Raw genomic sequence first — 13,879 nt, 5'->3', positions numbered from 1 at the left:
GCGCCCCGGGTCACCACCACCAGCCGCGACTCCGCCAGCGCGTCCGCCGCCAGCCAGGACCGCACGGTCGCCAGCACGGCCGTGGTCGCCGCGCGTACCGCGTCGGGGACGGCGCTCTCCGGCGCGTCGAGCGGCAGCAGCAGCGCCCTCGGTGCGACCGTCCGGCCGGCGTCGACCGCCGCGACGAGCGCCTCGACGTCGCCGTACGCCGGCAGGTCGGCGGTTGCCGGCGAGCCGACCAGCGCCCACCCGGAGAGGTCCCCGGTGGCGGCGATCTCCTCGGCCTGCCAGGTGAGTTCGAACATCGCGCGGGCTGCCGCGCCCGCCGTGGTCACGCCGGTCAGCTCGCGCAGGGCGAGGGAGTCGACCGAGACCACGGCCGCGCCCGACTCGTCGCACGCGACCAGACGCACCGCCGAGCCCTTACGCGACAGCCGGACCCGCAGCACCCGCGCGCCCGAGGCATACACCTGCACACCCTCGAACGCGAACGGCACCCGCGGCCCACCCGGACCCTCCGCACCCACCAGCAGCCCGATCGGATGCAGCGCCGCATCCAGCAGCGCCGGGTGCACACCGAAGCGCGCCGCCTCCGTCGCCACCTCATCCGGCAACGCCACCTCGGCGAACACCTCGTCGCCGCCCGTCCACACCCGGCGCAGCCCCCGGAACACCGGCCCGTACGACAGGCCACGCTCCGCAAGCACCGGATACCAGCCCGCCACGTCCACCTCGGACGCACCGACCGGCGGCCACTCCCCCACGCCCGGCTCGTCGGCCGACGCCGGCTCCAGCACGCCCTCCGCATGCCGCACCCAGTCAGCCTCCGGATCACCCTCGGACTGCGAGTGCACCGCCACGACCCGGGTGCCGGTCTCGTCGGCCGCGCCGACGCGCACCTGCACCCGCACCGCGCCGGACTCCGGCAGCACCAGCGGCGCGGCCACGGTCAGCTCCCGCACCCGCGACGCGCCCACCTCGTCACCCGCCCGCACCGCCAGTTCCACCAGCGCGGTGCCCGGCACCACCACGGCGCCGGAGACGATGTGGTCCGCGAGCCACGCGTGCGTCGACGTCGAGAGCCGGCCGGTCAGCACCACCATGTCCTCGCCGGCCACAGAGACCGCCGCGCCGAGCAGCGGGTGCCCGGCGACGCCGAGGCCCGCCCCGGACACGTCGGCGGTACGCGTCTGGCCCGCGCCGAGCCAGTACCGCTGGTGCTGGAAGGCGTACGTGGGCAGGTCGACCCGGGCGGCGCCGGCGTCGGTGAACCACTGCGTCCAGGTCACCGGGACACCGTGGACGTGCAGGTCGGCGAGGGCGTACAGCAGTGCCTGCGGGGCGGGCCGGTCCCGACGCTGGACGGCCACCGCCAGCGCGTCATCGGCGAGCAGGTCGGCGTTCATAGCGGTCAGGACGCTCTGCGGGCCGATCTCCAGGAAGGTGTCGACCCCGGTGGCCCGCAGGGCGGCGATGCCGTCGGCGTAGCGGACGGCCTCCCGCACGTGCCGCACCCAGTACTCGGCGCGGGTGATCTCCTGCGGGTCGGCGAGCGCGCCGGTCAGGTTCGACACCACCGGCAGCAGCGGCGCCCGGAACGCCAGCCCCGCCAGGACGGCGCGGAACTCGTCGAGCATCGGCTCCATCAGCGGGCTGTGGAACGCGTGGCTGACGGTGAGCCGGCGGGTCCGCACGCCCCGGTCGCGCCAGACCCGCTCCACCTCGTCCAGGGCCTCGACGGCACCGGAGACGACGACGGCGGCAGGCCCGTTGACGGCCGCGATACCGAGGCGGCCGGTCATCCCGGCGAGAGACTCCGCCACCGCAGCCTCGTCGGCGGCCACGGCCAGCATGCCGCCGCCCGTGGGCAACGCCTGCATCAACCGACCCCGCGCGGCCACGAGGACGCACGCGTCGGCCAGGGACAACACCCCGGCCACATACGCCGCGGTCACCTCACCGATCGAGTGACCAGCCACCACGTCGGGCACGACCCCGAACGACTCCACCAGGCGGAACAACGCCACCTCGACCGCGAACAACCCGGCCTGCGTGAACACCGTCTGATCCAGCAACCCCGCCTCGGCGGTGCCCGCCTCGGCGAACAGCACCTCCCGCAACGGACGCGGCAACAACGGATCGAGGTGTCCACACACCTCGTCCAACGCGGTCGCGAACACGGGGAACAGGGCGGACAACTCCCGGCCCATCCCCGCACGCTGCGCACCCTGGCCGGAGAAGAGCACGGCCAGCTGCGTACGCGTCGTGCCGGTCCCCGTTGCCACGGCGGCGGCCGGCTCACCGGCAGCGAGCGCCCGCAGCCCGGCCAGCAGTTCGTCCCGGCCCGTCGCGGTGACCACCGCACGGTGCTCCAGCACGGCCCGGCTGACTGTCGACGACCAGCCGACGTCGGCGGGGCGCAGTTTCTCGTCGTCGGCGATCCAGCGGGCCCAGCGGTCGGCCTGCGCCGCGACGGCGGCCTCGGAGCGGGCCGAGAGCAGCACGGGCGTCGGCAGCGACCCGGCGGCGGGCGTCGGCGCGTGCTCGCCCCGGGTGGGCTCCGCTTCGGCGGGGGGCTGCTCGATGATCACGTGCGCGTTGGTGCCGCTGACGCCGAACGACGAGATCGCGGCGCGACGGGGCCGGCCCGCCGCGGGCCAGTCGCGGGCCTCGGTGAGCAGGGAGACCGCCCCGGCGCTCCACTCGATGTGCGGGGACGGCTCGTCGACGTGCAGCGTCGACGGCAGCACCCCGTGCCGCATCGCCATGATCATCTTGATGATGCCGGCCGCCCCGGCGGCGGCCTGGGTGTGGCCGATGTTCGACTTGATCGAGCCCAGCCACAGCGGCCGGTCGGCGGGCCGGTCCTGCCCGTACGTCGCCAGCAGGGCCTGCGCCTCGATCGGGTCACCCAGGGTCGTGCCGGTGCCGTGCGCCTCGACGGCGTCCACGTCGGCGGTGGTGAGCCGGGCGTTCGCCAGGGCCTGCCGGATGACCCGCTGCTGCGACGGGCCGTTGGGGGCAGTCAGCCCGTTCGACGCGCCGTCCTGGTTCACGGCGCTGCCCCGTACCACCGCCAGGATCCGCCGGCCCTCCCGCTGCGCGTCGGAGAGTCGTTGCACCAGCAGCACGCCGACGCCCTCTGACCAGCCCGTGCCGTCCGCCGACGCCGCGAACGACTTGCAGCGACCGTCCTGCGACAGGCCCCGCTGGCGGGAGAACTCGATGAACGTGCCGGGCGTCGCCATCACCGTCACGCCACCGGCCAGCGCGAGATCGCACTCGCCGCCGCGCAGTGCCTGCACCGCGAGGTGCAACGCCACCAGCGACGACGAGCACGCCGTGTCGACAGTGACCGCCGGGCCTTCCAGGCCGAACGTGTACGCGACCCGGCCGGACAGCACGCTGCCGGAGGTGCCGGTGCCGAGGTAGCCGCCCACGCCCTCGGGCAGGTCCTGCACGCCGGAGGCGTAGTCGTGGTACATGAGCCCGGCGAAGACGCCGGTCCGGCTGCCACGTAGCCGCGACGGGTCGAGGCCGGCCGACTCGAACGTCTCCCAGGACGCCTCCAGCAGCAGTCGCTGCTGCGGGTCCATGGCGATCGCCTCGCGCGGCGAGATGCCGAAGAAGTCCGGGTCGAACTCGGCGGCCCCGTACAGGAAGCCACCGTGGCGGGTGTACGACGTCCCGGGGTTGTCCGGGTCGGGGTGGAAGAGCCGGTCGAGGTCCCAGCCCCGGTCGGTGGGGAACTCGCCGATACCGTCGGCGCCGGCGGCGACCAGGTCCCACAGCTGCTGCGGGTTCGTCACGCCGCCCGGGTAGCGGCAGGCCATGCCCACGATGGCGATCGGCTCGTCGACGTTTGTCGCCCGCACGGCCCGCTGCTGCTCGGCGACCTGGCCGGACAGCTGCTCGTACAGGTGCTCCGACAGGGCAGCGGGGGTCGGGTAGTCGAAGACGAGCGTCGACGTGAGCCGCAGTCCGCTCGCGCTGTTGATCCGGTTGCGCAGCTCGACGGCGGTCAGCGAGTCGAAGCCCAGTTCCCGGAACGCCCGGTCCGCCGGCACCGCCTCGGCGCCGCCGTGGCCGAGCACCTGCGCGATCATCCCGCGCACCAGCAGGGCCACCTGCGTACGCGCCTCCTGCGGGTCGAGGCCGGCCAGCCGGTCGGCCCACGCGCCGGTGCCGGAGCGGCGACGCTTCGCGGCCGGTCCCACCAGGCCCCGCAGCATCACCGGCACCCGGCCGGCGGCGGTCCGTGCCCGCATGGCGGGCAGGTCGACAACGGCCGGCACCAGCGCCGCGCCGCCGTGGGTCAGGGCGGCGTCCCACATCCCGAGCCCGACCGGGGCGGTCATCGGGACCAGACCGGCCCGGGTCACCCGCGCCCGGTCGGTGTCGTTGATCGACGCGGCCATGCCGTCGGTGTCCCACATGCCCCACGCGAGGCTGACGGCGGGCAGCCCGCGCTGCGCCCGCAGCACGGCGAGGGCGTCCAGGAAGGCGTTGCCGGCCGCGTACGCGGCCTGGCCGGGAGAGCCGAGCACCCCGGCGACGGAGGAGAAGAGCACGAACAGGTCGAGGTCCAGCTCGGCAGTCGCCTCGTGCAGCCACCAGCCCGCCGTGACCTTCGGGGCCAGCACGTCCGCCAGCCGGTCGGCGGTGATCCCGCTGACGATGCCGTCGTCGAGGACGCCGGCGGTGTGGACCACCCCGGCCAGGCGGTCGTCGGCGGTGATGGACCGGACCAGCTCGCCGACGCGCTCACGGTCGGTCACGTCCGTGGCGACCACGCGGGCGGTCGCGCCCAGCGCGGTCAGCCGCCGCACCAGCTCGTCGGCTCCGGGAGCCGCCGGGCCCTGCCGGGACGCCAGCACCAGCGAACGCACGCCGTAGGCGGTGACGAGGTGTTCGGACACCAGGGCGCCCAGCGATCCGGTGCCGCCGGTGACGAGAACGGTTCCCCCGCCGAGGGTCGCCGGGGTCCGCGCGGCGCCCGTGGCGCGGACCAGCCGCGGCAGGTACGCCGTACCCGAACGCACCGCGACCTGCCCGCCGAGGTCGGGGTCGTCGGCGGCGGCGAGCAGGGCCAGCAGGTCGGCGTCCAGGTCGGCGCCGGGTTCCAGGTCGGCCAGCACGAGCCGGCCGGGGTGCTCCGACTGGGCCGAGCGCAGCAGGCCCCAGACCGCCGCCCCCGCCAGGTCGCTGACGCGGTCGTCGGCGCCGGTGGTCACGGCGCCGCGGGTCACGACGACCAGCCGCGAGTCCGCCAGCGGCTCGGCCGCCAGCCACGCCTGCACCACGCCGAGGACGTCCGTCGTGGCGGAGCGCACCGCGTCGGGCACGTCCGTCCCGGAGGTCGCCGGGGTGACGGGTAGCAGCAGCGCCGCCGGGGCGGTGCCGTCCGTCGCCGCCGTGGTCAGAGCGGCGACGTCGGCGTACGCCGGGAGCTGCGGCGCGCCGTCGAGCGGGCGGTCACCGAGCACGGCCCAGCCGTACGCGCCGTCGGGCGCGGCGATCTGCTCGGGCTGCCAGGAGACCTCGAACAGGGATCGGTACGCCTCGTCCGGCGCGGCCGCCAGGCCGGTCATCTCGCGCAGTGCCAGCGAGTCCACCGACACCACGGGCACGCCCGTCTCGTCGGCGGCGACCAGCCGCACCGAGTTGCCGGAGGCGGTGAGGCGGACCCGGAGCGTCCGGGCGCCGACGGCGTGGACCTGCACACCCTCGAACGCGAACGGCACCCGGGGACCGCCGCCCGACTGGTCGGCGGGCAGCAGCCCGACGGGGTGCAGGGCGGCGTCCAGCAACGCCGGGTGCACCCCGAAGCCCGCCGGGTCACCGGTGACCTCGTCGGGGAGGGCGACCTCGGCGAACACCTCGCCGTCGGCGGTCCACGCCCGGCGCAGGCCCCGGAAGACCGGCCCGTACGCGAGCCCGTGCTCGGCGACCGTCGCGTACCAGCCGGTGACGTCCACCTCGGACGCGCCGGGTGGCGGCCAGGCGCCCGGGGTGGGCTCGTCGGCAGTGGGGACGCCGACGAGGCCGTCGGCGTGCCGGGTCCAGCCCGACTCGGAGTCGTCCTCGGGCTGGGAGTGCACGGTCACCGAGCGGCTGCCGGTCCCATCGACGGGACCGACCCGGACCTGGACCCGTACCCCGCCGCCGGTGGCGGGCAGCACGAGCGGGGCGAGGACGGTCAGCTCGCGGACGCGGGACGCGCCGACCTCGTCGCCCGCGCGGACGACGAGGTCCACCAGCGCGGTGCCCGGCACCACCACGGCGCCGGAGACGATGTGGTCGGCGAGCCACGGGTGCGTCGACACCGACAGCCGGCCGGTCAGCACCACCATGTCCTCGCCGGCGACCGACACCGCCGCGCCGAGCAGCGGGTGCCGCGCCACGCCGAGGCCGGCCCCGGAGACGTCGGCGGACTGGCCGGTGGGCGGCAGCCAGTACCGCTCCCGCTGGAAGGCGTACGTGGGCAGGTCGACCCGCCGCGCGCCGGTCTCGGCGAACCACTGTGCCCAGGTCACCGGCATCCCGTGCACGTGCAACTCGGCCAGGGCGTGCAGCAACGCCTGCGCCTCCGGACGGTCCCGGCGCTGCACAGCCACCGCCAGCACGGCGTCGTCGTCGGGCAGCACGTCGGCGTTCATGGCGGTCAGGACGCTCTGCGGACCGATCTCCAGGAACGTGTCCACCCCGGCAGCCCGCAGAGCGGTGATCCCGTCGGCGTAGCGCACCGCCTCGCGCACATGCCGCACCCAATAGTCGGCCGTGCGGATCTCGTCGCCGGCCAGGGCCCCGGTCACGTTCGACACCACCGGCAGCAGCGGCGTGGCAAAGGTGAGGCCGTGCAGGACCGCGCGGAAATCGGCCAGCATCGGCTCCATCAACGGACTGTGGAACGCATGGCTCACCGTCAGCCGGCGAGTGCGCACGCCCCGCTCCCGCCAGACCCGCTCCACCTCGTCCAGGGCCTCGACGGCACCCGATACCACCACAGCGGCAGGCCCGTTAACCGCCGCGATACCAACCCTGCCGGTCAGCCCCGCGAGAGACTCCACCACCGCAGCCTCGTCGGCGGCCACCGCCAGCATCCCGCCACCGGCCGGCAGCGCCTGCATCAACCGACCCCGCGCCGCCACCAACTGACACGCGTCCGCCAGGGACAACACGCCCGCGACATGCGCCGCCGTCACCTCGCCGATCGAGTGACCAGCCAGCATGTCGGGAACAATCCCGAACGACTCCACCAGGCGGAACAACGCCACCTCGACCGCGAACAACCCCGCCTGCGTGAACACCGTCTGATCCAGCAACTCCGCCTCAGCACTACCCGCCTCAGCGAACAGCACCTCCTTGAGCGGACGCGGCAACAACGGATCCAGGTGACTGCACACCTCGTCCAACGCGGCGGCGAACACCGGGAACAGGGCGGACAACTCCCGACCCATCCCGGCGCGCTGCGCACCCTGACCCGAGAACAGCAGCGCCAACTGGCCGCGCTGGCCGCCCGGGCCGGTGAGCACGCCGGCCGAGACCTCGCCCGCCGACACGGCTTCGAGGCCCGCCAGCAGTTCGTCCCGGCTCGCCCCGCACACGACGGCCCGGTGCTCCAGTACGGAACGCGACGCCACCGACGACCACGCCACGTCGAGCGGGCGCGGGGCCCCGGTGCCGCCGAGCCACTGCGCCCAGCGGCCGGCCTGCGCCGACAGCCCGGCCGCGTCGCGGGCCGACAGCAGCAGCGGCAGCACCGCCGGCACCCGGGACGGCTCGTCACCGGTGACCGGCTCGTCGCCGTCGGCCGGCTCGTCCGCGTCGGTCGGCGTGGGCGGCTGCTCCAGGATCAGGTGCACGTTCGTACCGCTGATGCCGAACGACGACACGGCGGCCCGGCGAGGCCGGTCCACCGCCGGCCAGGGGCGCGCCTCGGTGAGCAGGGAGACCGCGCCGGCGGACCAGTCCACGTGAGGGGTCGGCTCGTCGAGGTGCAGGGTCCGTGGGAGCAGGCCGTACCGCATCGCCTGCACCATTTTGATCATGCCGGCGACGCCGGCGGCGGCCTGGCTGTGGCCGATGTTCGACTTGATCGAGCCGAGCAGCAGCGGCCGGTCGGCGGGGCGGCCCTGGCCGTACGTGGCCAGCAGGGCCTGCGCCTCGATCGGGTCACCGAGGACGGTGCCGGTGCCGTGCGCCTCGACGGCGTCCACGTCGGCCGTGGTCAGCCGCGCGTTCGCGAGGGCCTGCCGGATCACCCGCTGCTGGGCCGGCCCGTTGGGTGCGGTGAGACCGTTGGACGCGCCGTCCTGGTTGACGGCGCTGCCGGCGAGCACGGCGAGCACCTGGCGGCCCTGCCGCCGGGCGTCGGAGAGGCGCTGGACGAGCAGCACGCCGACGCCCTCCGACCAGCCGGTGCCGTCGGCGTCGGCGGCGAAGGACTTGCAACGCCCGTCCGGGGCGAGGCCGCCCTGGCGGGAGAACTCGACGAAGGCGCCGGGCGTCACCATGACGGTGACGCCGCCTGCCAGCGCCATGTCGCATTCGCCGCCGCGCAGCGCCTGGGCGGCCAGGTGCACAGCCACCAGCGAGGACGAGCAGGCGGTGTCGACCGTCACCGCCGGGCCCTCCAGCCCGAAGGTGTACGACACCCGGCCCGAGATGACGCTGTGCGCGCCGCCGGTGAGCTGGTAGCCGGCCAGCTCGGCCGGGGTGTCGGTGGTGCCGTAGCCCGACGGGGAGGCGCCCACGAAGACGCCGGTACGGCTGCCGCGCAGCTCCTCCGGGTCGATGCCGGCCTGCTCCATGGCCTCCCAGGACGCCTCCAGCAGCAGCCGCTGCTGCGGGTCCATGGCGACGGCCTCGCGCGGCGAGATGCCGAAGAAGCCCGGGTCGAATGTGGTGGCGCCGTCGACGAAGCCGCCCTCGCGGGTGTGTGAGACGGGTTGCCCGTCGGCGTCGACGGCCAGCAGCCGGCCCATGTCCCAGTGGCGGTCGTCGGGGAAGCCGCTGATGCCGTCACGCCCGGTGGCGACCAGCTCCCACAGGTCGTCCGGGTTGGCCACGCCGCCCGGGTAGCGGCAGCTCATGCCGACGATGACGATCGGGTCGTCGTCGACCGGCCCGGCGGGGCCCCAGGCGGTGACGGTCTCGACCTCGTGCAGGCGCAGCGTCGCCGACAGGTGGTCGGCGAGGGCGGCCGGGTTCGGGTAGTCGAAGACCAGGGTGGTGGGCAGGGTGAGGCCGGTGGCGGCGCCGAGCCGGTTGCGCAGCTCGACGGCGGTCAGCGAGTCGAAGCCGAGTTCCTTGAACGCCCGGTTGGCCTTGACCAGTTCGGTGCCGGAGTGGCCGAGCACGGCGGCGGTGTGCGTGCGTACGAGCTCGGTCAGGTGGCGGTCCTGCTCGGCGCGGGGCAGCGTCAGCAGGTGCTGCCGCAGCCCGCCGCCGACGGTGCCCTCCGGTTCCGCGTCGACCACGCGCAGGGAGTCGCGCGCCTCGGCGATGTCGTCGAGCAGGGGGCGGGCGCGGGCGGCGGCGAACGCCGGGGTGAACAGGGACCAGTCGACGTCCGCCACGGTCACCGCCGGCCCGGCCCGGCCGACGGCGCTGCGCAGCGCGTACACGGCCTGGGCCGGCGACATGGGGCTGAGGCCACGGCGGGCCAGCAGTTCCTGCCCCTCGCCACTGGCCATGCCGCCGTCGGCCCAGGGGCCCCACGCCACGGCGGTGGCGGTCAGGCCGCGGGCGCGGCGCCGCTCGGCGAGGGCGTCGAGGAAGGCGTTGCCGGCGGCGTACGCGGCCTGGCCGCCGCTGCCCCAGATGCCGGCGATCGAGGAGAACAGCACGAACGCGTCGAGCGGTCGGTCGCCCAGCAGCTCGTCCAGGTGCACGGCGCCGGCGATCTTGCCGTCGAGCACCCCGGCCAGGCCGGCGAGGTCGGTGTCGACGAGCATGTTCAGCTGGCCCACCCCGGCGGCGTGCACCACCGCGGTCAGGGGCGCCGGGTCGGCGTCGACGTCGCGCAGCAGCGCCTCGACGCGGGCGCGGTCGGCCATGTCGGCGGCGACCAGGCTCACCCGGGCGCCGAGCGCGGTCAGTTCGTCGCGCAGCTCGGCCGCCCCGGGGGCGTGCTCGCCGCGGCGGCTGGTCAGCACGAGGTGCTCGGCGCCGTTGGCCGCCGCCCAGCGGGCCACGTGCGCGCCGAGCGCCCCGGTGCCGCCGGTGACGAGGACGGTGCCGGACGGCTGCCAGCGGTCGACGGTGCCGACGGCCGCCGGCGTGGCGCGCACCAGGCGCCGCACGAAGACGCCGGAGGGCCGCACGGCAACCTGGTCCTCGTGGCCGCCCCCGGTCAGGACGCCCACCGCGTGGTCCCAGTCGCCGCGCCCGGGCGCGTCCGGCAGGTCGACCAGGCCGCCCCAGAGCTGCGGGTGTTCCAGCCCGGCGACCCGGGCCAGGCCCCACAGCCCGCCCTGGGCGACGCTGCGCACCGGGTCGGTGTCGCCGGTGCCGACAGCGCCCCGCGTGAGCATCCACAGTGGTGCCGCGACGTCGGCGGCGTGCAGGGCCTGCACCAGCGTCAGCGTGGCGGCCGTGCCGAGCGGCACCGCCGGCTGGCCGGGGTGGGGTCGCTCCAGCAGGCCCAGCAGGGAGACGATCCCGGTGAACGGGGTGTCCCTGACGGCGCCGGCCAGCCGCGACGTCACCTGGTCGCGCTCGGCGAGCGGGTCCACCGCCAGCCGGGACACCTCACCGCCGGCGGCGCTCAGCGCCCCCGCGAGCGCCCCGGCCCACTCGGTCGTGGCGGCGTCGTCGGCGGGCTCCACGAGCAGCCAGCGTCCCGGCGGGGTGAGCGGTGCGGGGACGGTGGTCCGCTTCCACACCACCCGGTACGACCAGCTGTCGACGACGGCGTCCCGCAGCCGCGCCTTGCGCCAGGACGACAGGACCGGCAGGGCCGGGGCCAGGACGCCCGCCCCGTCGGTGCCGAACTGCGCGGCGAGGGCCGCCACGTCGGAGCGCTCGACGGCCGACCAGAACTCGACGTCCACCACGTCCGGGCTGACCGGGCCGGTGGCCGAGGCCGGCATCTGCTCGGGCCAGTAGCGCTGCCGCTGGAACGCGTACGTGGGCAGGGCGACCGGGGTCGCTCCGGCGCCGGCGTAGAGGGCCGCCCAGTCGACGGGTACCCCGTTGACGTGCAGCTCGGAGAGGCCGGCGAGCAGGGCCCGCGCCTCGGCGCGGTCGGCGCGCTGCGCGGCGACGGCCAGCACCCCGTCGTCGGCGGGCAGGATGTCGCCGACCATCGCGGTCAGGACGCTGCGCGGGCCGATCTCCAGGAACGTGTCCACCCCGGCGGCGCGCAGCGCGGCGACCCCGTCGGCGAAACGCACAGCCTCCCGCACGTGCCGCACCCAGTAGTCGGGACTACGGATCTCGTCGACGTCAGCCGGCGCACCGGTCACGTTCGACACGACCGGCAACGCCGGCGCCTCGAACGTCAACCCCTCCAGGACCACCCGGAACTCGTCCAGCATCGGCTCCATCAACGGGCTGTGGAACGCATGACTCACCGACAACCGGCGCGTACGCACACCCCGCCCACGCCAGACCCGCTCCACCTCGTCGAGCGCCTCCACCGCACCGGAGACCACCACCGACGTCGGCCCGTTGACAGCCGCGACCCCCACACCGGTCAAGCCGTCCAGCGTCGCCAGCACATCGGCCTCGGCCGCCGCGACGGCCAACATCCCACCACCGGCCGGCAACGCCTGCATCAACCGGCCCCGCGCCGCCACCAACACACACGCATCCGCCAGCGACAACACCCCCGCCACATGCGCGGCCGTGACCTCGCCGATCGAGTGACCGCCGACCAGGTCGGGGGCGACGCCGAACGACTCCACCAGGCGGAACAACGCCACCTCGACCGCGAACAGACCCGCCTGCGTGAACACCGTCCGGTCCAGCAGCTCCGCCTCGGCGGAACCCTCGGGTGCGAACAGCACCTCCTTGAGCGGGCGCGGCAACAGCGCGTCGAGCTGTGCGCACACCTCGTCCAGCGCGGCGGCGAAGACCGGGAACTCCGCGTACAACTCCCGGCCCATGCCGGCACGCTGCGCGCCCTGACCGGAGAAGAGCACCGCGAGCGGACCCCGGTCGGCGGCCTGCCCGGCGACCAGCGCGCCGGACGGCTGCCCGGCGGCCAGGGCACGCAGCCCGGCCAGCAGCTCCTCACGGCCGGTCGCGGAGACCACGGCCCGGTGCTCCAGCGCGGAGCGCGACACGACCGACGACCAGCCGACGTCCACGGTGCGGAGGGCCTCGTCGTCCTCCAGCCACCGGGCCCAGCGACCCGCCTGCGCGCTGAGCGCTGCCTCGGAGCGGGCGGAGAGCAGCACGGGCACCGCCGGCAGGGCGACGGTGGGGGCCGGCCCGGTGTCGGCGGGGTCGGCGGCGTCCGGGGCGGGCGGTTCCTCGATGATGGTGTGCGCGTTCGTGCCGGAGATCCCGAACGACGACACGGCCGCCCGGCGGGGACGGTCGGTCGCGGGCCACGGCGTCGCCTCGGTCACCAGCGACACCTCGCCGGCCGACCAGTCCACCTTCGGCGTCGGCTCGTCGACGTGCAGGGTGGACGGCACGAGCCCGTGCCGCATCGCCATCACCATCTTGATCACACCGGCCACGCCGGCGGCCGACTGGCTGTGGCCGATGTTCGACTTGATCGAGCCGAGCAGCAGCGGCCGGTCGGCGGGGCGGCCCTGGCCGTACGTGGCCAGCAGGGCCTGCGCCTCGATCGGGTCACCGAGGACGGTGCCGGTGCCGTGCGCCTCGACGGCGTCCACGTCGGCCGTGGTCAGCCGCGCGTTCGCCAGGGCCTGCCGGATCACCCGCTGCTGGGCCGGCCCGTTGGGGGCGGTGAGACCGTTGGACGCGCCGTCCTGGTTGACGGCACTGCCGCGGATCACGGCGAGGATCGGGTGCCCCTTGCGCTGCGCGTCCGACAGCCGCTCCACCAGCAGGATGCCGACGCCCTCCGACCAGCCGGTGCCGTCGGCGGCGGCGGCGAACGACTTGCACCGGCCGTCCGGGGCGAGCCCCCGCTGCCGGGAGAAGCCCACGAACGGCCCAGGGGTGGCCATGACGCACACGCCGCCGGCCAGGGCCAGGTCGAAGTCGCCCTGCCGCAGCGCCTGGCACGCCAGGTGCAGGGCGACCAGCGACGACGAGCAGGCGGTGTCCACGGTGACCGCGGGGCCCTCCAGGCCGAGGGCGTACGCGATCCGCCCGGAGACGACGCTGGTGGCCGTACCGGTCAGCAGGTAGCCCTCGTCGGCGCCCTCGGCCTCGCTCTGCGGGCCCATGCCGTAGCCGTTGGCGGCGGTGCCGACGAAGACGCCGACCTTCTGCCCCCGCATCGAGGCGGGCGCGACGCCGGCGTGTTCGAACGCCTCCCACGACGTCTCCAGCAGCAGCCGCTGCTGGGGGTCCATCGCCACGGCCTCGCGCGGCGAGATGCCGAAGAACTCCGCGTCGAAGTCGGCCGCGTCGTAGAGGAAGCCGCCCTCGCGGGTGGTGGAGCGGCCGGCCCGGTCGGCGTCCGGGTCGTACAGGTTGTCCAGGTCCCAGCCCCGGTCCGTCGGGAAGCCGCCGATCGCGTCGCCGCCGGAGGCCACCAGGTCCCAGAGCTGCTCGGGGCTGGCGACGCCACCCGGATAGCGGCAGGACATCGCGACGATGGCGATCGGCTCCCTGGCGGCGGCGGTCAGCTGCTGGTTGAGCTGACGGAGGCGGCCCGTCTCCTTGAGCGACGCGCGAAGCGCCTCGACGACCTTGTCTGCGGACGTAGACATCATGAGCTCCGTACTGG

The 13,879-nt window shown here is 75.4% G+C and carries 1 protein-coding gene (only partly in view); it reads right to left on the bottom strand.

Annotated features, from left to right (window positions below):
• Positions 1 to 13,862, bottom strand: the start of a protein-coding gene (locus DQE82_RS29575; protein ID WP_113974792.1) for a type I polyketide synthase. It extends 15,958 nt beyond the left edge of the window; only the first 13,862 of its 29,820 coding nucleotides appear in the window; the start codon lies at positions 13,860 to 13,862; the stop codon falls past the left edge of the window.
• Between the last annotated feature and the right edge of the window lie 17 nt (positions 13,863 to 13,879).

Origin of the sequence: Micromonospora sp. LHW51205, from assembly GCF_003315815.1 — a bacterium.
Classification (GTDB): domain Bacteria; phylum Actinomycetota; class Actinomycetes; order Mycobacteriales; family Micromonosporaceae; genus Micromonospora; species Micromonospora chalcea.
The sequence above is the reverse complement of the archived record's forward strand: the minus strand, read 5'-3'. Positions and strand labels throughout refer to the sequence as shown.